Annotated in this window: 14 protein-coding genes; 6 read left to right on the plus strand and 8 right to left on the minus strand. The window is 71.4% G+C overall.

Annotation, left to right across the window (positions count from 1 at the left end; all coding sequences use genetic code 11):
• Positions 1-99 precede the first annotated feature (99 nt).
• Both AC07GB_RS20815 and AC07GB_RS20820 read right to left on the minus strand, forming a co-directional pair.
• Positions 100-1209 carry a hypothetical protein gene (locus tag AC07GB_RS20815; protein ID WP_478847498.1) on the minus strand — a complete coding sequence of 370 codons (1110 nt, stop codon included), beginning with the start codon at positions 1207-1209 and terminating at the stop codon, positions 100-102.
• A gap of 5 nt (positions 1210-1214) precedes the next feature.
• Positions 1215-1433 carry a hypothetical protein gene (locus AC07GB_RS20820; protein WP_478847500.1) on the minus strand — a complete coding sequence of 73 codons (219 nt, stop codon included), beginning with the start codon at positions 1431-1433 and terminating at the stop codon, positions 1215-1217.
• Between the two features lie 123 nt (positions 1434-1556).
• Between AC07GB_RS20820 and AC07GB_RS20825 the strand changes: the two genes are divergently transcribed.
• A complete protein-coding gene (locus AC07GB_RS20825) occupies positions 1557-2435 on the plus strand; it encodes a chitosanase (RefSeq protein WP_478847502.1) in 879 nt (292 codons plus the stop codon).
• Between the two features lie 180 nt (positions 2436-2615).
• On the opposite strand, the gene AC07GB_RS20830 is transcribed toward AC07GB_RS20825, so the two are convergent.
• The 3 genes from AC07GB_RS20830 to AC07GB_RS20840 are packed head-to-tail and all read right to left on the minus strand — an operon-like array spanning position 2616 to position 5759.
• Positions 2616-3449, minus strand: a complete 834-nt coding sequence (locus AC07GB_RS20830; RefSeq protein WP_478847504.1) for a carbohydrate ABC transporter permease — start codon at positions 3447-3449, stop codon at positions 2616-2618.
• A complete protein-coding gene (locus tag AC07GB_RS20835) occupies positions 3446-4438 on the minus strand; it encodes a carbohydrate ABC transporter permease (RefSeq protein WP_478847506.1) in 993 nt (330 codons plus the stop codon). The genes AC07GB_RS20830 and AC07GB_RS20835 overlap by 4 nt, the downstream gene beginning before the upstream one ends.
• Before the next feature lie 19 nt (positions 4439-4457).
• The gene (locus tag AC07GB_RS20840) at positions 4458-5759 is read right to left on the minus strand and encodes a sugar ABC transporter substrate-binding protein (protein ID WP_478847508.1); all 1302 of its coding nucleotides are present in this window, start codon (positions 5757-5759) and stop codon (positions 4458-4460) included.
• Between the two features lie 345 nt (positions 5760-6104).
• Here AC07GB_RS20840 and AC07GB_RS20845 point away from each other — a divergent pair, with 345 nt between their 5' ends.
• The 4 genes from AC07GB_RS20845 (at position 6105) to AC07GB_RS20860 (ending at position 8614) form a co-directional block, all read left to right on the plus strand.
• The gene (locus tag AC07GB_RS20845) at positions 6105-7361 is read left to right on the plus strand and encodes a helix-turn-helix domain-containing protein (RefSeq protein ID WP_478847510.1); all 1257 of its coding nucleotides are present in this window, start codon (positions 6105-6107) and stop codon (positions 7359-7361) included.
• 188 nt (positions 7362-7549) lie between these two features.
• Positions 7550-8020 carry a hypothetical protein gene (locus tag AC07GB_RS20850; protein WP_478847512.1) on the plus strand — a complete coding sequence of 157 codons (471 nt, stop codon included), beginning with the start codon at positions 7550-7552 and terminating at the stop codon, positions 8018-8020.
• Positions 8017-8199: a hypothetical protein gene (locus tag AC07GB_RS20855; RefSeq protein WP_478847513.1), complete on the plus strand. Its 183-nt coding sequence runs from the start codon at positions 8017-8019 to the stop codon at positions 8197-8199. Before AC07GB_RS20850 ends, AC07GB_RS20855 begins: the two co-directional genes overlap by 4 nt.
• Entirely contained in the window at positions 8192-8614 is a 423-nt protein-coding gene (locus tag AC07GB_RS20860) for a hypothetical protein (RefSeq protein ID WP_478847515.1), read from the plus strand. Before AC07GB_RS20855 ends, AC07GB_RS20860 begins: the two co-directional genes overlap by 8 nt.
• Before the next feature lie 129 nt (positions 8615-8743).
• Here AC07GB_RS20860 and AC07GB_RS20865 read toward each other — a convergent pair whose 3' ends face one another.
• From AC07GB_RS20865 to AC07GB_RS20875, 3 genes are all read right to left on the minus strand, one after another.
• Positions 8744-10204: a glutamate synthase subunit beta gene (locus tag AC07GB_RS20865; protein ID WP_478847517.1), complete on the minus strand. Its 1461-nt coding sequence runs from the start codon at positions 10202-10204 to the stop codon at positions 8744-8746.
• Positions 10197-14708, minus strand: a complete 4512-nt coding sequence (gene gltB / locus AC07GB_RS20870; protein ID WP_478847655.1) for a glutamate synthase large subunit — start codon at positions 14706-14708, stop codon at positions 10197-10199. The genes AC07GB_RS20865 and gltB overlap by 8 nt, the downstream gene beginning before the upstream one ends.
• 376 nt (positions 14709-15084) lie before the next feature.
• Positions 15085-15816 (minus strand): VIT1/CCC1 transporter family protein, encoded by a 732-nt coding sequence (locus AC07GB_RS20875; RefSeq protein ID WP_478847519.1) that lies wholly within the window; start codon positions 15814-15816, stop codon positions 15085-15087.
• 302 nt (positions 15817-16118) lie between these two features.
• Between AC07GB_RS20875 and AC07GB_RS20880 the strand changes: the two genes are divergently transcribed.
• Positions 16119-18380 carry an ADP-ribosylglycohydrolase family protein gene (locus AC07GB_RS20880; RefSeq protein ID WP_478847521.1) on the plus strand — a complete coding sequence of 754 codons (2262 nt, stop codon included), beginning with the start codon at positions 16119-16121 and terminating at the stop codon, positions 18378-18380.
• The last annotated feature ends 10 nt before the right edge of the window (positions 18381-18390 follow it).

The raw sequence follows: 18390 nt of genomic DNA on the forward strand, positions 1-18390 counted from the left end.
CGCCCCGCTGGTCACGCTGGTCACGCTGGTCACGCGGCCATCTTCCCCCACCGGGCCCGCACGGCCCGCACCGGGACGGGGAAGGCGGGACCCCTGCGGCTACGGCGTGGCGTCGCGGAAGGACGGGAGGGCGAAGATCCTGGTCTTCGCCTCGTCGGACATCAGCTCGACCAGGGGCAGGACCAGGCCCCACAGGTCCCGCTTGTCGACCTCCCGGGCGAGCGCGTCGAGGTCCTCGTCGCCGAGTGCCCCGGCCCGCTCCGCGACGACCTGCCGCGAAGGCTCGGGCAGGACCTCCACGAGCGGCAGGAACTCGGCCCACAGGCCGGTGGCCACGACGGCGGGCACGATGCCTTCGAGGACGCCGGGCTCACGCAGCGCGGGCAGCGCGGCGACCGCGCGCCGCTCCTCGTCGCTCAGCAGGGCGACCAGGGGGAGCAGCGACTCCCACAGGCCCTGCGCGGCCACGGTCGTGACGAGCGTGTCGAGGCGCTCGGCGGGCTGCGCGGCGGTGAGCGAGGCGATCCGCCCGCGCTGCTCGCCGGTGACCATCCTGGCGACGGCGAGGGCCTCGGGCCACAGGCCTTCGGCGGCGGCGGAGGCGATGACGGTCGCGAGCCGCTCCTCGCCCAGCAACTCGACGATGCGACCGAGGCGTTCGGGGTCGTCGACGAGGAAGCCGGTGCGCAGCACGGCCGCGTCGTCGACCTGCGGCAGGATGCGGCTCAGCGCGGAGTCCCGCAGATGGCCGACGAACCGCCCCATGGTGAGGTGGTCCTCGCGCCCGGCGAGTTCGAGGGCGATGCGGACGACGAGGCCCTCGTCGAGCCGGTCGACGATGCCGCTGATCCGGCGCGGGTCGAGGTGCCCGCAGGACTCGGCCGTGAAGGCGACGGGGAGCTTCTCGATGATGTCGGCGGCGCGGGCCGGTTCGAGGCGCCCGGCGACGGCCGCGGCGAGCCGGGGCCCGAGCGCCTTCTGGGAGATGGCGGCGGCGACCCCGGCGGGCACGAGCTTGGTGGCCGACGCGATGCGGTCGAGCATCTCCGGCGACCGGTCGAAGAGCGCGGCGACGCAGTCGGCGCGGAAGCGGCGTACGTCGTCGGCGGGCAGTTCGCCCAGGAAGGCGAGGTCGCCGGGGTCGACGTCGAGGAGGCGGGCGGTCTTCAGGGCCTCGGCCCTGGCGCGCAGGGTGTCCACGGTGTCCACGCCCCCTAGCGGAAGAGGATCCGGCGGACCGGGCCGCGGGCCAGGGCGGGCACCAGCTTCAGGGCGTCCTCGGCCGCCTCGGTGAGGCCGGAGGCCCTGCGTTCGCGCTCGCGGCGCAGCGCGGCGGCGAGCCGCTCGATGTGTTCGGGCGCCAACCGACCGACGCTTTCCGGGGGTTCGGCCCCCAGCTCCGTCTTCAGCTGCTCCACTGCTCGGGTGCTCACGGGGACCTCCCACGACGCGGCTGCTGCTGGCTTCGCGTCCCGAGCGTGGAGCGGAATTGAATAATAGTCAATAGCGGGGACGGGACGCGGGCGTCCGGCCCGCGCACCCGTACGCTTGGCCGAATGAAACGCGCTGGTCTGCTTCTTCTCGCAGTCGTCCCCCTCGCCGTCACCGCGGTCGCGTGCTCCGCCGACGGCTCCGCGAGCCGGGCGAAGGACCGGCCCGCCGCCGCGCGGCCCTACGACGAGGACGGGTCGTCGGTCGACGCGCGTACGGACGCCAAGGGGACGCCGGCTCTCGCGGCGCCCGCGAAGAAGGAGCTGGCGATGAAGCTCGTCGCGAGCGCGGAGAACTCGACGCTCGACTGGCGCGGCCAGTACGGCTACATCGAGGACATAGGCGACGGCCGCGGCTACACCGCGGGCATCATCGGCTTCTGCACCGGCACCCACGACCTCCTGAAGCTCGTCGAGGGCTACACCGAGGACCACCCAGGCAACGGCCTGGCCCGCTTCCTGCCCGCCCTGCGCGCGGTCGACGGCAGCGACTCGCACGAGGGCCTGGGGCGGCCCTTCACCCGGGCCTGGTCGCGCGAGGCGCGGCGGCCCGCCTTCCAGCGCGCCCAGGACGCGGTGCGCGACCGCCTCTACTTCGACCCGGCGGTCCGCATGGCCGCGCGCGACGGACTCGGCGCGCTCGGGCAGTTCGTGTACTACGACGCGATGGTCATGCACGGTCCCGGCACCGGCCCGAAGGGCTTCTACGGCCTGCGCGACGCGGCGCTGAAGAAGGCGAAGACCCCGGCGGCGGGCGGCCCGGAGAAGGCGTACATCGACGCCTTCCTCGACGTGCGGCGCGCGGCGATGAAGAGCGAGAAGGCCCACCGGGACACCTCGCGCGTCGACACCGCCCAGCGGCGGTTCCTGCGCGAGGGGAACCTGGACCTGCGGACGCCGCTGACGTGGCGGGTGTACGGGGAGACGTTCCGCCTTCCGCGCTGAGCAGGCGCCCCGAAGGGGCGCGGGCCTGTATCGATCTGCGTCTCCGCCGCGCGGGCGCGACCAGCCACGACAGCCCGCAGCCGCCCGACGGCACAACGCGGCACATCCAGCGCGCCGGGCGCACCACGGGCCCGGACCCCACGAGGAGATCCGGGCCCGGGACGGGCGTACAGGCGGGGCTCAGCCCTTGACCGCCCCGGCCGCGAGGCCGGAGCCGAGGCGGCGGTGCACGATCACGAAGAAGATCATCACCGGGAGCGTGACCAGCGTGGAGCTGGCCATGACGGGCCCCCAGGAAGTGGTGTTCTCACCGAAGAACTGGAAGATGCCCACGGCCGCCGTGTACTTGTCGCTGCCCTTCATGAAGGTGTACGCGAACACGAACTCGTTCCATGCCGTGATGAAGGCGAAGATCGAGGTGGCCACCAGACCCGGCGCGACCAGCGGAAGGAGCACCGACCAGAACATGCGGAACCAGGACGCGCCGTCGATGTACGCCGCCTCCTCGACCTCCTTGGGCACCGCCGCGACGAAGCCGCGCAGCGTCCAGATCGCGAACGGCAGCGAGAGCGCGATGTACACGACCGACAGGCCGAGCAGCGAGTTCAGCATCTCGAAGTCCCGCATCTGGATGAACAGCGGGATGACGAGGGCCTCCAGCGGCACCATCTGCACGATCAGGACCATGATCAGCACGGAGGTGCGGAACTTGAACTTGAACCGGGCCACCGCGATCGCCGCGAACAGCGAGAGCGCGGCCGCCGCGGCGATCGTGGCGACGCCGACGATCGCCGAGTTCAGCAGGTACTGGCCGAAGTTGCCCCGGTCGAAGACGAAGTCGAAGTGGTCGAACGTCAGGCCGCTCGGCAGCAGGTCGGAGCCGCGCGTGAGGGCCTTCGGGTCGAGCGCCGTGGAGATCATCCAGTAGACGGGGAACAGCGTGAAGACCAGCAGCGCGATCACCGCGACCGGCAGGCCGATGCGCGAGGCGAGCGTGGTACGGCGGACGCTCACAGTTCCTCCTCCCCCTGCCGGAACAGCGTACGGATGTAGATGACGGTGATCACGAGAAGCAGCAGCGTCAGGAGGACCGCGGCCGCGGCGCCCGTACCGTAGTCGTTCTTGGCGAACGCCTCGATGTACGAGTAGACGCCGAGGTTGTAGACGTCCGGATTGGAGCCGCTGCCTCCCGGCATCAGGAAGACCTGGGTGAAGACCTTGAAGTCCCAGATGGTGGACAGGATGGTCACCACCAGGAAGACCGGCCTGATGCTCGGCACGGTGATCCGCCAGAACCGCTGCCAGGCGTTGGCGCCGTCGATCTCGCCCGCCTCGTACAGCTCCTTCGGGATGGTGAGCAGCCCGGCGAGGACGGTGATCGCGACGAACGGGAAGCCGTGGTGCACGACGTTGATCGTGGCGATCGCGTAGAACGGCAGCCGCTCGGTGAACCAGTTGGTGGTCTCCGCGTCGATCAGGCCGAGCGAGTCCGCGACCTGGCTGACCATGCCGTCCTGCGGCTGGAACAGCCAGATCCACACATACGTGCCGGTGACCGCGGGCATCGCCCACGCGGCCAGGATGGACACCGAGCAGATCAGCTTCCAGGTCGGACCGAGCCGGTTGAGCAGCAGCGCCACGAGGGTGCCGAGCGCGACGGTCAGACCGACGCACGCGAAGGCGAAGAACACCGTGTTCGGCAGGACCGTCTTCCACAGCAGGTCGCCGGTCAGCAGGTCCTTGTAGTGGTCGAATCCGATGTACGTGCCCTCGCCGCCGCCGAACTTGACCTTGTAGTCCTGGAGCGACAGCTTGCCGACCTGGATCAGGGGCCACAGCAGCAGCCCCGCGAGCACGATCAGCGAGGGGGTGAGCAGCAGCCAGGGCCGGGTGAGGGTGACCAGTTTCTTGCGGCGGCGCGCGACTTCGGCGCCCCCGTCGTCTGTGGGCGGCCGGACCGAGGGCGTGACCTCCGGCCCGTCGCTGACGAGCGTGTCTTTCACGGCGTGACTCGTCTTTCGGTTACTTGTCCTTGGCGAAGATGTCGTCCATGTCCTTCGCCGCCTTGTCCGCGGCGTCCTGGACGGACGACTTGCCCGTGAGGATCGCCTGGACCATGCCGGTGATGACCTGCGAGGCCTGGATCTCGCCGTACGCCTTGGTCTTCGGGACGGTGGCACCGGCCTCGATCATCTGCTTCGCGAACGGCTCGACCAGCGGGTCCTTCTGGGCCTCGATCTTCTTCAGCTCGGAGTTCTGGCCGGGGAAATAGTTGGTCTGCTTGGCCCACTTGGCGGCGAACTCACCGGTGGTCATCAACTTGACCAGCTCCCATGCCAGTTCCTTCTTGTCCGTGTTGAACGCGGACAGGTAGGAGCCGCCGAGGAAGGACTTGCTCATGCCGCCGTTCTGGCCGGGGATCGGCACGGCGCCGAGCTTGCCCTTGAGCTTCGGGTTCGCCTCGATGATGGCCTTGGGGGTCCAGTTGCCGCCGACCGACATGGAGATCTCGCCCTTGTTCCAGGCGTCGCCGACCTCCTTCTCCGTCCAGGTGTTGACCTTGGCCGGGGAGACCTTGTCCTTGCGCGCGAGGTCGGTGTAGAACTTCAGGCCCTTCACGGCGTCGGGCGAGTTGATGGCGGACTTCCACTTGTCGCCCTGCTGGGTGGCGAGTTCACCGCCCGCGCCCCAGACGAAGGCCGTCGCGAACATCTCCGCGCCGCCCGCCACCGGGAAGGCGATCTTGTCCGGCTCCTTCTCCTTGAGCGTCTTCGCCGTCTTCTGGAGTTCCTGCCAGGTCGTCGGCGGCTTCAGGTTGTGCTTCTCGAAGACGTCCTTGCGGTACACGATGGACCGCACACCCGCGTACCACGGCATGCCGTACTGCTTGCCGTCCAGGGTGCCCGCGTCCTTCAGGCCCTCCACCAGGTCGTTCGACAGGCCCGACTTCTTCAGGTCGTCGGTGACGTCGACGAGCGCGCCGGTCTCGGCGAACTGCGGCACCCACGTGGTGCCGACCTCGGCGACGTCCGGGACCTGGTCCTCGCCGCCCTCGATGGCCGTCGTGAACTTCTTCTGGGCGGTGGTCCACTGCTGGTACTCGACCTTGATCTTGGCACCGGTCTTCTTCTCGAAGGCCGCGCCGACCTCCTTGAAGAAGGGCCGGGGGTCGGGGTTGGTCCCCTCCATGATCCATACGGTGAGCGTCTTGCCCTTGCCGTCGGCCTTGTCGCCGTTGTCCCCGTCGCCGTCATCGCCGCACGCGGTTGCGGTCAGACCGAGCGTCAGGGCGATACAACCCGCCGCGATGACACGTCGCTTCATGCCGGCCCCCTTCAGGTTCTTGTAGTGGGAGCGATTGTGCTCACGCAGGGTGTTGGCGGTCTAGACCCTTTCGGGGAAGCGGCCGAACCGTAATCACCGTTGCGCGGTGCGCTATCGCTGTACTGCGACGGTGTCGCACGGCGCCGCCGCACGGCGTATCGCCTCCCCGGTCCCACCCGTTTGCCGCACATCTGCCGCCCGGCGGGGGGCACCGGGGCCCTCCGGGCAGCAGGTGCCCCCGCCGCGCCCGGGCCGGGCCGAGCATCAGCAGCGCGACGGCCCCGTATGGGCGAGGGCCGTCAGGCGTACCGTTTTGAGTGTCGAGCTCTGAACGGAGGCACCAGCATGCCCGAGACCACCGACACCGACTCGCTACCGCAGCTCACCTTCGGCCAGCGCGTGCAGCGCGCACGCACCCGTGCCGGCCGAACCCGCGCCTACGTGGCAGACGTCATGGGCCACTCCGTGGAGTGGGTCAAGGCCATCGAGCGGGGGGCGATCGGAATGCCCCGACTGCCCAAGCTCCTGAAGCTCGCCCAGGTCCTGGGCGTTGAGGACATCACCGAACTCACAGGCGACAACCGCATTGCGGCCGCCACGTACACGAAGGCCGAGCACGGCCAACTGCCGCTCATCAAGCAGGCGCTGACCAGGTACCGGCTGACACCGGCCGAGCGGCAACCGGAGCCCGCCGATGTGCTCATCGCGCGGCTGCGGCAGGTGTGGAAGTTGTGGCACGCCCGCGATGAGCGTGCCGGGCAACGGACGATCGGGCACCGCACCCGTATCGCCCAGCTGCTCCCGGCGCTGCTGGACGACACCCGGCACGCCGCCCGGATGCTGGAGGGCGCCGACCGCCGCCGCGCGCTGGTGGCCGAGGCCGAGGCGAACCACCTCGCGCAGCTCTTCCTCAGCTTCCAACCCGCCCCGGACCTGGTCATGCTCACTGGAGACCGCGCCATGACCGCCGCTCAGGACGCCGACAGTCCGCGCGCGATCGCAGCCGCCGCGTGGTACGTCAACCACGTCCACCGCGACGCGGGCGAGGCCGCCGAGGCCCGCGTCGACCTCGCCGAACAGGCTTCCGTTCTCCTTACCGGCAAGGAGGATCCAGATCACATCGCGCGCCGCGGGCTGCTGTACCTCGCCGTCGCCCTGTCCTACGCGAAGACCGGGCAGGCGGGCGACGCATGGCGGTACTGGGACAAGGCGGACGCAGCTGCGAAGCGGCTCGGCGACGACTACGCGCACCCATGGCTGATCTTCGGCCGTGGTGTCGTCGATGGTTACGCGATCACCATGTACAACGACCTGGTCCAACCCGCCAAGGCTCTCGACGTCGCTGCCCGGCTGGACCTACGCACCATCCCCTCGGCCACGCGCCGCTCCTACCACCTGATCGAAACGGCCCGAGCCCACACCTTGCTCGGAGAAGGCGCGGCAGCCACGGCCTATCTGAAGAAGGCGTTCGACGAATCGCCGGAAACGATCCAGTACAACCTGTTCACCCGTGGCGCTCTGCCCGGCCTGGCGAAATCGGGGCCGCGGATGGTGCGGGAAGACGCCGCCCAGTTGGCGCAGGAACTCGGGGTACCCGCCTGATCACCTAAGGGGTAGGAACCGTACCCCTGCGGGAGAGGGTCAGGACCCTACCTCTGTCCGGGCCGAGCCCCTCCTACCGTCGCTGTTACACCTGATCAGCGACGATAGGGGCAATCCGTGGACGCCACCCAAAAAAGAGCCGCATCGCAGGGGCCGACCGAGGCCGACCCGCGATCGGAGGCAATCCGGTGAACACACAAGCGGAGAACCGGCTGATCGCTGACTGGCTGGCCCAGGCTCACCCCCTGCCGGGCAGGGCCCGGCGGGAGTGGTCGGACGCCTACGTGGCGATGATCCCGCTGGGGCGGTGCTTCGACGCCGTACGCGTACCCGCTCAGCGGGTGCACGCCGCGGTGGCCGGTGAGGAGCCCGCCAGGGTGGCGGCAGCGCTGCGGGACTGGCTGCGCGGCCCGGTGATCCGGGACCTGCGCAGCCCGCTGGGCGCGTACTACTTCCTGGTGGCCCCGGGCGCGGAGTGGACCGGCCCGGAGGTCCGCCTGAGCACCGGCACCTTCCTCGGTGTCCCCCGCGTAGGACGCATCGCCTACCTGATGAGCTGGGTGGTGCCGCCGGAACACCCCGGGAACCTCTGCGACGTCACGGCCCTGCGCACGCTGCTGGCCACCGCCGATCCGCTGCGGCCGGTGAGCCGGCCATGAGCGACCTCGACGATCCGAAGGGCCCGTACCAGGCCTACCGCGAGCACCTGGACACCTGCCCGCACCGGCACTTCGGCATCCTCGCCGACTGCTCGGAAGGCATCCGCCTGCACACCGCCTGGGTCGAAGGCGGCCACACGGCCGCCACGGGCCCGGCCAGGGCAGGTCGGCATGCCTGAACCCCAGCCGGTGGTGCTCCTCGCCGCCCTGCCTCAGCTCGACACGCTCGACGCGGCGCGGCTGTCCGGCGGCGCCTGCGTCTGGTGCGCGTACGAGTTCGCACCCGGCGAGGGGATCGACCTCGGCGGCCCCGGCCCCCTCCGGCCGCACGGCTGCCTGAGCTGCTGCGAGACCAGGACGAACTCCCTCACGACCTACCTCGCCTGGTACGACCACACCGTGACGTGCCCGCGGTGCCCGTACGGCCCGTGCGCGGAAGGCCGGGCCCTCGGCGCGGCGCACCTGGCCGTGCGGGAACGGGCAGGCCACCCGCCGATACGCTGCGCCCGCTGCCGGACCGCCATCGCCCCCGGCGAGCCACTGCGCCCGCACTTCCGGCGTGCGGAGTTCGGCTATCTCCACGCGGAGAGGTAGCCCCGGCAGCGGCGGGCATGGGTGCGCGGCGCCTGCCATAGGTCCGGTCGGGGACATGGCGGACGCCGCGCTCAGTTCCGTACGCCGTTGTACGGGACATTCAAGAGCCGGACCGTCAGGTCCGGGGGGTCAGACCGTCAGGGAACGGTCCGTGGGACGGATCGGCGCCGGGAGGTCGCTCGCGCCGGTGAGGAAGCGGTCCACACCGCGCGCGGCCGAGCGGCCCTCGGCGATCGCCCAGACGATCAGCGACTGGCCACGGCCCGCGTCACCCGCGACGAAGACGCCCGGCACGCTGGTCTGGAAGTCACCGTCACGGGCAATATTGCCACGCTCGTCCAGGTCGATGCCGAACTGGTCCACCAGACCGTTCTCCCGGTCCGTGCCGGTGAAGCCCATCGCGAGGGTCACGAGCTGCGCCGGGATGCGCCGCTCGGTGCCCGGCTTCTGGGTCAGCTTGCCGTCCACGAAGGCGACCTCGACCAGGTGCAGCCACTGCACGTTCCCGTCCTCGTCGCCCTCGAAGTGGGTCGTCGAGACGGAGTAGACGCGCTCGCCGCCCTCCTCGTGGGCCGAGGTGACCTTGTACAGCATGGGGAAGGTCGGCCAGGGCTGGCCGGGCGCCCGCTCCTCGCCGGGCCGGGGCATGATCTCCAGCTGGGTCACGGACGCCGCGCCCTGGCGGTGCGCGGTGCCCACGCAGTCGGCCCCGGTGTCGCCGCCGCCGATGACGACGACGTGCTTGCCCTCGGCGGAGACGGGCGTGGTGACGTAGTCGCCCTCCTGGACCTTGTTGGCCAGCGGCAGGTACTCCATCGCCTGATGGATGCCCTTCAGCTCGCGGCCGGGCACCGGCAGGTCGCGGGCCGTGGTGGCGCCCGCCGCGACGACCACGGCGTCGTAGCGCTTGCGCAGCTTCGCCGCGTCGATGTCGCGGCCGATCTCCACGCCGGTGCGGAACTTGGTGCCCTCCGCGCGCATCTGCTCGATGCGGCGGTTGATGTGCCGCTTCTCCATCTTGAACTCGGGGATGCCGTAGCGCAGGAGCCCGCCGATGCGGTCCGCACGCTCGTAGACGGCGACGGTGTGGCCCGCCCGGGTGAGCTGCTGCGCGGCGGCGAGCCCGGCCGGGCCCGAGCCGATGACGGCGACCGTCTTGCCGCTGAGGCGCTCCGGCGCCTGCGGCGCCACGTCGCCCGTCTCCCACGCCTTGTCGATGATCGAGACCTCGACGTTCTTGATGGTCACGGCCGGCTGGTTGATGCCGAGGACGCACGCCGACTCGCAGGGGGCCGGGCAGAGCCGCCCGGTGAACTCCGGGAAGTTGTTCGTGGCGTGCAGCCGCTCCTGGGCCGCCGACCAGTCCTCGCGGTAGGCGTAGTCGTTCCACTCGGGGATCAGGTTCCCCAGCGGGCAGCCGTTGTGGCAGAAGGGGATGCCGCAGTCCATGCAGCGCGAGGCCTGCTTGGAGATGATCGGGAGCAGCGAGCCCGGGACGTAGACCTCGTTCCAGTCCTGGACGCGCTCGCCCACCGGGCGGGTCCGCGCGACCTCACGGCCGTGGTTCAGGAAGCCCTTCGGATCAGCCATGGGTCGCCGCCTCCATCATCTTCTCGGTGATCTCGGACTCGGAGAGTCCGGCTCGCTCGGCGGCGTCCTTGGCGGCGAGCACTGCCTTGTACGTACTGGGGATGATCTTGCTGAAGCGGGTCACGGCCACGTCCCACTCCGCGAGCAGCTTCGCGGCGACCGTGGAGCCGGTCTCCTCCTGGTGGCGGCGCACGACGTCGTGCAGCCACTGCTCGTCGGTGGCGTCGAGCGGCTCGACGGCCGCCAGGTTCCCGGCGTTGACGTTGTCGCGGTCGAGGTCGATCACGTACGCGACGCCGCCGGACATGCCCGCCGCGAAGTTGCGGCCGGTCTCGCCGAGGACCACGGCGTGGCCGCCGGTCATGTACTCGCAGCCGTGGTCGCCCACGCCCTCGGAGACCACCGTGGCGCCGGAGTTGCGCACGCAGAAGCGTTCGCCGGTGCGGCCGCGCAGGAACAGCTCGCCGCCGGTCGCGCCGTAGGCGATGGTGTTGCCCGCGATGGTGGAGTACTCGGCGAGGTGGTCGGCGCCCCGGTCCGGGCGGACGATCACGCGGCCGCCGGAGAGTCCCTTGCCCACGTAGTCGTTGGCGTCGCCCTCCAGGCGCAGCGTGACGCCGCGCGGCACGAAGGCGCCGAAGGACTGGCCCGCCGAGCCGGTGAAGGTGATGTCGATGGTGTCGTCGGGCAGGCCCGCGCCGCCGAACTTCTTCGTCACCTCGTGGCCGAGCATGGTGCCGACGGTGCGGTTGATGTTGCGGATGGCGACCTGCGCGCGGACGGGCTGGGCGTCCTCCTGGGAGTGCGCGGCGAGGGCGTCGGCGGCGAGCCTGATCAGCTCGTTGTCGAGCGCCTTCTCCAGGCCGTGGTCCTGCGCGACCACCTGGTGGCGCACCGCGCCCTCGGGCAGGTCCGGGACGTGGAACAGCGGCTCCAGGTCGAGGCCCTGGGCCTTCCAGTGGTTTATGGCCCGCGTGGTGTCGAGCAACTCGGCGTGGCCGACGGCCTCCTCGATGGAGCGGAAGCCCAGCTCGGCGAGCAGCTCGCGGACCTCTTCGGCGATGAACTCGAAGAAGTTCACGATGTACTCGGCCTTGCCGCTGAAGCGGTCGCGCAGCGTGGGGTTCTGCGTGGCGATGCCGACCGGGCAGGTGTCCAGGTGGCAGACGCGCATCATGACGCAGCCGGACACCACGAGCGGCGCGGTCGCGAAGCCGAACTCCTCGGCGCCGAGCAGCGCGGCGATGACGACGTCGCGGCCGGTCTTGAGCTGGCCGTCGGTCTGCACGACGATGCGGTCGCGCAGGCCGTTGAGCAGCAGCGTCTGCTGGGTCTCGGCGAGGCCCAGCTCCCAGGGGCCGCCCGCGTGCTTCAGGGAGGTCAGCGGGGACGCGCCGGTGCCGCCGTCGTGGCCGGAGATGAGGACGACGTCCGCGTGCGCCTTGGAGACGCCGGCGGCCACGGTGCCGACGCCGACCTCGGAGACCAGCTTCACGTGGATCCGCGCCTGCGGGTTCGCGTTCTTCAGGTCGTGGATGAGCTGGGCGAGGTCCTCGATGGAGTAGATGTCGTGGTGCGGCGGCGGGGAGATGAGCCCCACGCCGGGCGTCGAGTGCCGGGTCTTCGCCACCCACGGGTAGACCTTGTGTCCTGGCAGCTGGCCGCCCTCGCCGGGCTTGGCGCCCTGGGCCATCTTGATCTGGATGTCGTCGGCGTTGACGAGGTACTCGGAGGTGACGCCGAAGCGGCCGGATGCGACCTGCTTGATGCTGGAGCGGCGCGCCGGGTCGTACAGGCGCTCGGGGTCCTCGCCGCCCTCGCCGGTGTTGGACTTGCCGCCGAGCTGGTTCATGGCGATGGCGAGCGTCTCGTGCGCCTCGCGGGAGATGGAGCCGTACGACATGGCGCCGGTGGAGAAACGCTTGACGATCTCGGAGACGGGCTCGACCTCGTCGACGGGGACCGGCTGCCGGCCGCTCTTGAGGGCGAACAGGCCGCGCAGGGTCATCAGGCGCTCGGACTGCTCGTTGACGCGGTCCGTGTACTGCTTGAAGACGTCGTAGCGGCGGTTGCGGGTGGAGTGCTGGAGGCGGAAGACCGTCTCGGGGTCGAACAGGTGCGGCTCGCCCTCGCGGCGCCACTGGTACTCGCCGCCGATGTCCAGGGCCCGGTGCGCGGGCGCGATCCCGGAGGCCGGGTAGGCCTTGGCGTGGCGGGCGGCTACCTCCTGGGCGACGACGTCGATGCCGACGCCGCCGATCTTGGAGGTGGTGCCGTTGAAGTACTTCTCGACGAAGGACGCCTCCAGGCCGACGGCCTCGAAGACCTGCGCGCCGCGGTAGGAGGCGACGGTGGAGATGCCCATCTTGGACATGACCTTCAGGACGCCCTTGCCGAGGGCGTGGATGAGGTTGCGGATGGCCTGTTCGGCCTCGATCCCGGGCAGGAAGGTGCCCGCGCGCACGAGGTCCTCGACGGACTCCATCGCCAGGTAGGGGTTGACGGCCGCGGCGCCGAAGCCGATGAGCAGCGCGACGTGGTGCACCTCGCGCACGTCGCCGGCCTCGACGAGCAGGCCCACCTGGGTGCGCTGCTTGGTGCGGATGAGGTGGTGGTGGACGGCCGCGGTGAGCAGGAGCGAGGGGATCGGCGCGTGCTCGGCGTCGGAGTGCCGGTCGGAGAGCACGATCAGCCGGGCCCCGGCCTCGATGGCGGCGTCGGCCTCGGCGCAGATCTCCTCGATGCGGGCGGCGAGGGCCTCGCCGCCGCCGTGCACCCGGTACAGGCCGGAGAGGGTCGCGGCCTTCATGCCGGGCATGTCGCCGTCGGCGTTGATGTGGATGAGCTTGGCCAGCTCGTCGTTGTCGATGACCGGGAAGGGCAGCGTGACGGAGCGGCAGGAGGCGGCGGTCGGCTCCAGGAGGTTGCCCTGCGGCCCGAGCGTGGAGTGCAGCGAGGTGACGAGTTCCTCGCGGATGGCGTCCAGGGGCGGGTTGGTGACCTGGGCGAACAGCTGGGTGAAGTAGTCGAAGATCAGCCGGGGGCGCTCGGAGAGGGCCGCGATCGGCGTGTCCGTGCCCATGGAGCCGATCGGCTCGGCGCCGGTCTTGGCCATCGGCGCGAGCAGCACGCGCAGCTCTTCCTCGGTGTAGCCGAAGGTCTGCTGGCGGCGGGTGACGGAGGCGTGGGTGTGCACGATGTGCTCGCGCTCGGGCAGGTCGCCCAGCTCGATGATGCCGGCCTCCAGCCACTCCTCGTACGGCTGCTCGGCGGCGAGGCCGGCCTTGATCTCGTCGTCCTCGACGATGCGGTGCTCGGCGGTGTCCACGAGGAACATCCGGCCCGGCTGGAGGCGGCCCTTGCGGACGACCTTGGCGGGGTCGATGTCGAGGACGCCGACCTCGGAGCCGAGCACGACGAGGCCGTCGTCGGTGACCCAGTAGCGGCCGGGGCGCAGGCCGTTGCGGTCGAGGACCGCGCCGACCTGGGTGCCGTCGGTGAAGGTGACGCAGGCGGGGCCGTCCCAGGGCTCCATCATCGTGGAGTGGTACTGGTAGAAGGCGCGCCGGGCCGGGTCCATGGAGGCGTGGTTCTCCCATGCCTCCGGGATCATCATGAGCACGCTGTGCGGCAGGGAGCGGCCGCCGAGGTGGAGCAGTTCGAGGACCTCGTCGAAGGACGCGGAGTCGGACGCGTCCGGCGTACACACCGGGAAGGTGCGCTCCAGCTTGTCCTGGCTCCCGAACACCTCGCCGACGAGCTGCGACTCCCGGGCCCGCATCCAGTTGCGGTTGCCCTGCACGGTGTTGATCTCGCCGTTGTGGGCGACGAAGCGGTAGGGGTGCGCGAGCGGCCAGCTCGGGAAGGTGTTCGTCGAGAAGCGCGAGTGGACGAGCGCGATCGCCGTGGCGAAGCGGCGGTCGGACAGGTCGGGGAAGAAGGGCTCCAGCTGGCCGGTGGTCAGCATGCCCTTGTAGACGATCGTGCGTGCCGAGAGCGACGGGAAGTAGGTGGCGGCCTCGCGCTCGGCGCGCTTGCGCAGGACGAAGGCCTTGCGGTCCAGGGCGAGCCCGGTGCTCTCCCCGTCGGTGACGAAGAGCTGCCGGAAGACCGGCATCGTGGCGCGGGCGGTGGCGCCGAGCAGCGTCGGGGCGACCGGCACCTCGCGCCAGCCGAGGACGGTCAGGCCCTCATCGGCGGCCAGCGTCTCGATGTGTGAGACGGCTTCGTCCGTGGCCTGCGGGGGCAGAAAGGCGATGCCGACGGCGTACGCGCCCGCCGCGGGCAGCTCGAAGCCTGCTGCCTCGCGCAGGAACGCGTCGGGGACCTGGAGCAGGATGCCCGCGCCGTCCCCGGAGTCCGGCTCGGAGCCGGTGGCGCCGCGGTGCTCCAGGTTGCGCAGTACGGTCAGCGCCTGCTCGACGAGCCGGTGGCTCGCCTCACCGGTGAGGGTGGCCACGAAGCCGACACCACAGGCGTCGTGTTCGTTCCGGGGGTCGTACATGCCCTGCGGGGCGGGGCGACCGTCCATGGGCGACCAGGCGTCGGAACGCATCGGCACTCCCGTCGTCGTGGTGGGGCACCTCCCAGGCTCTGGGGGCGCGGGCGGCGAGGGACGACGTTGGCCCTGGCGAAATTTCGTGCAGGTTACATGATGAGCCGCTTCTCGAAAAGCGGATACTTCATTCCAGTATCTGGACAGTGCCCCGGGGTCGGAGGGCGGCGAAGGGGGGCCGGAACGGGCAGATCGGTGACCGTGGGCCCGGAGCGACCACAGGCCTCATTGCCCGCAGCGCTTACGGCTCATGCCCGGCGGTCGACGGATCGAAACAGCCCGGAAACGGATACTTGTACGGACTCCCGCATACCCCTGCGACGGGTCATCCTACGGCCGTCCCGAACAGGCTGCCCAGGGCGTACGTCACACCCGCCGCGGCCCCGCCGAGCACGAGCTGCCGCAGCCCGCTGAACCACCAGGAACGGGCGGTCACCTTGGCGACGACGGCCCCGCACGCGAACAGGCCGACGAGCGCGAGCAGCACGGCGGGCCACAGGGCACTGGCCCCGAGCAGATACGGAAGCACGGGCAGCAGCGCGCCGAGGGCGAACGAGCCGAAGGACGAGACCGCCGCCACGACCGGCGAGGGCAGGTCGCCCGGGTCGATGCCCAGCTCCTCGCGGGCGTGGATCTCCAGGGCCTGCTCGGGGTCCCTCGACAGCTGCCGCGCCACCTCGCGGGCGAGCGCGGGCTCGACGCCGCGGGACTCGTAGAGCGCGGCCAGCTCCTGCTCCTCGTCCTTGGGGTGCTTGCGCAACTCCCTGCGCTCCACGTCCAGTTCGGCCTGCACCAGCTCGCGCTGCGAGGCGACGGACGTGTACTCGCCCGCGGCCATGGAGAACGCCCCGGCCGCGAGCCCGGAGAGCCCGGTGATCACAATGGTCTGCTGCGAAACGGCACCGCCCGCGACGCCCGTCATCAGGGCGAGGTTGGACACCAGGCCGTCCATGGCACCGAAGACGGCCGGGCGCAGCCAGCCACCGTTGACGTCACGGTGGGTGTGATTGTCGCGGTGCGCCTCGTGCAGTGTCGCTTCGGTCTCGATGATCGCCATGGTGCGGCCCCCTCGCTGGTGCGCTTGCTGTCGCTCTGAACGTCTCGACGTCGCTCTGACATCTCTTCGGCGATCTCGAAAGTACGCGCGAAAAATCGCTCCCGCCAGCAAGGAAGGCCGTACTTACCTGCGAAAACACACCCTTGTGAGCCGCCCCGGGCGGGCCGTCCGGAGCCGTCGCGGACATGCCGAAGGAGTGATGCTGAGCGCCCGCATGCTCACATGAGTGGCGTGGCGTGGCAGAGATGCTCCAGCACGACTCAGCGGCACTCAGCGGTACTCAGCGCGATGGGAGGCAGGGCATGGTGTCCGTCGCCTGTGTTCCCCCGGTCCCGGCACCCGACGGCGCGGGCGGTCCGCGCGAGCGGGCCCGCGGGGCGATGCTCGGCCTGGCGGTCGGGGACGCGCTCGGCGCGCCCGCCGAGAACCTGAAGCCGTCCGAGATCCGCCGCCGTTGGGGCCGCATCACCGGGTACGTCGTCGAGCACCCGGCCGGCACGGACGACACCGAGTACGCGATCTTCTCCGGCCTGCTGCTCGCCCGGCACGGCTCGGCGCTCACCGTCGCGCACGTCGAGCGCGCCTGGCACCGGTGGATCGCGGACCTGGACGAAGGCCCCTTCCGGGGCGCCGGGTTCAGCGAACGCGGCACCCTGGAGAACCTCCGCAGGGGCCTGGCCGCCCCCATCTCCGCCCAGCACCGGCACGCCTGGAGCGACGGCCTCGCGATGCGGGCCGCGCCCTTCGGCATCTTCGCCGCGGGCCGCCCCGCCGAGGCGGCACGCCTGGTCACCGTCGACGGCACCGTCAGCCACGACGGCGAGGGCATCCACGGCGGCCGGGCCGTCGCGGCGGGCGTCGCGGCGGCGATGGCCGGGGCCCCGGTGGAGTCCGTGGTCGCGGCGGCCCTGTCCGTCATCCCGTACGACTCCTGGACCTCGCGCTCCCTGCGCCGCGCCGTCGCGGTCGCCCACCGGGGCGAACGCGCGGTCCGCTCGGCGGTCGTCATCGGCGGCTACCCCTGGACGGACCTGGCGCCCGAGGCGGTGGGCCTCGCCTTCGGCGCGTACGCGGCCGCCGGGGGCGACTTCGCGACAGCGGTTCTCACGGCGGTCAACATGGGCCGCGACGCGGACACGACCGCCGCGGTGGCGGGCGCCCTCGCCGGAGCGACCTGCGGCGCCACCGCCATCCCTCCGGAGTGGTCAACGGCGATCGGCCCGGTAAGGGGCAGCTGCCTCCCGTCCATAAAGGGCCGTCACGTCCTGGACGTAGCAGACCTCCTGGCACCCACCGACATACTCGCTGTGGGCAATCGTCCCGCAGGGCGAGTGGGGCATCCCCTGCTCGAGCGAAGCCGAGAGCTTGGGGAAGGGTGGGCACAGCCCCAGGTGCCGAGCAACCGTGCAGCCACGCCCCGGGGCCCGGGGCGCAGCCCCGCCCGCCAAGCCCTGGACGGAGCCCAGGTCGAGGGCCTCCTGCTCGGCCTGGCGGCAGGCGACGCCGCCGGCTGGCCATCGGCCCGCCACAGAGCGACCCGCATGCCCGACTGGACCCGCCGCCTCACCCGCGAACTGGACACCTTCGCCGAGCACAACGCCACCACCACCCTCCCCGTCCCCATCGCCCTCAACCAGCCCCCGGAACCCCTGCGCCTCGGCCCGTCGGACGACGCCGAATGGGCCGCGCTCACCGCGGAGTCCGTCCTGCGCGCGGCCGACGGCACCCTCGACCCCGCCCTCACCAGGGACCGCCGCACCCGCGCCACCCTCGCCCTGTCCTGGAACACCCTCGCCAGCGAGGTGGCCGCCGCCGCGGCCCGCGCCCCGGAGGTGGAGTCCGCCGTACTCCCCCTGCGCGCCCGCATCTCCGTGCGCGCGGGCCTCGGCAACCTGGCCGCGGGCCTCACCCCGCCCGCCACCGGCCACGACAACCCGCACTTCTTCGACGACGCGGCCTGCGTACGCGCCTGCGTCCTGGCCCTCGTGCACCCCGGCGACCCCGAACGGGCCGCCGCGCTCGCCGAGTTCGACGCCCGCTACACCCAGGACGGCGACGGCGTGCACGGCGCCCGCGCGATGGCCGCGGCGATCGCGGCCGCCCTCGGCGGCGCCGGGCCCGACGCCGCGGTGGACGCCGCCCTCGCCCAGCTGCCCGAGCACACCGAGATCGGGCGCAACGCCCGGCACGCCGTGAAGCTCGCCCGCGCCTGCGCGCCCGCGGCCGACGCCACGTTCGCCCTCGTCCCGCTCCTGGAGCACGAGATCGTCGACCACGTCTACAGCTACGGCATCGCCGCAGCCGAGACCGTCCCGGTCGCCCTGGCCCTGGCCACCGCCGCCCGCGGCCGGGTCCGCGAGGCGGTGCCCGCCGCCGCCTGTCTGTCGCGCGTGGCGGACTCGGCGCCCGCGCTCGCCGGTGCCCTGACCGGCGTCCTGGGCACGGCCGCCGCGATCCCCGACAGCTGGCGCGCGGCCTGCCGCACCCTGTCCGGCTGCGCCCTGCCCCGCCTCGCGGGTACCGACCTGGTGGAGCTGGCCGGACATCTGACCCGTACGAACTGACCACCCCAGG

The organism is Streptomyces sp. NPDC045778 (assembly GCF_056431945.1).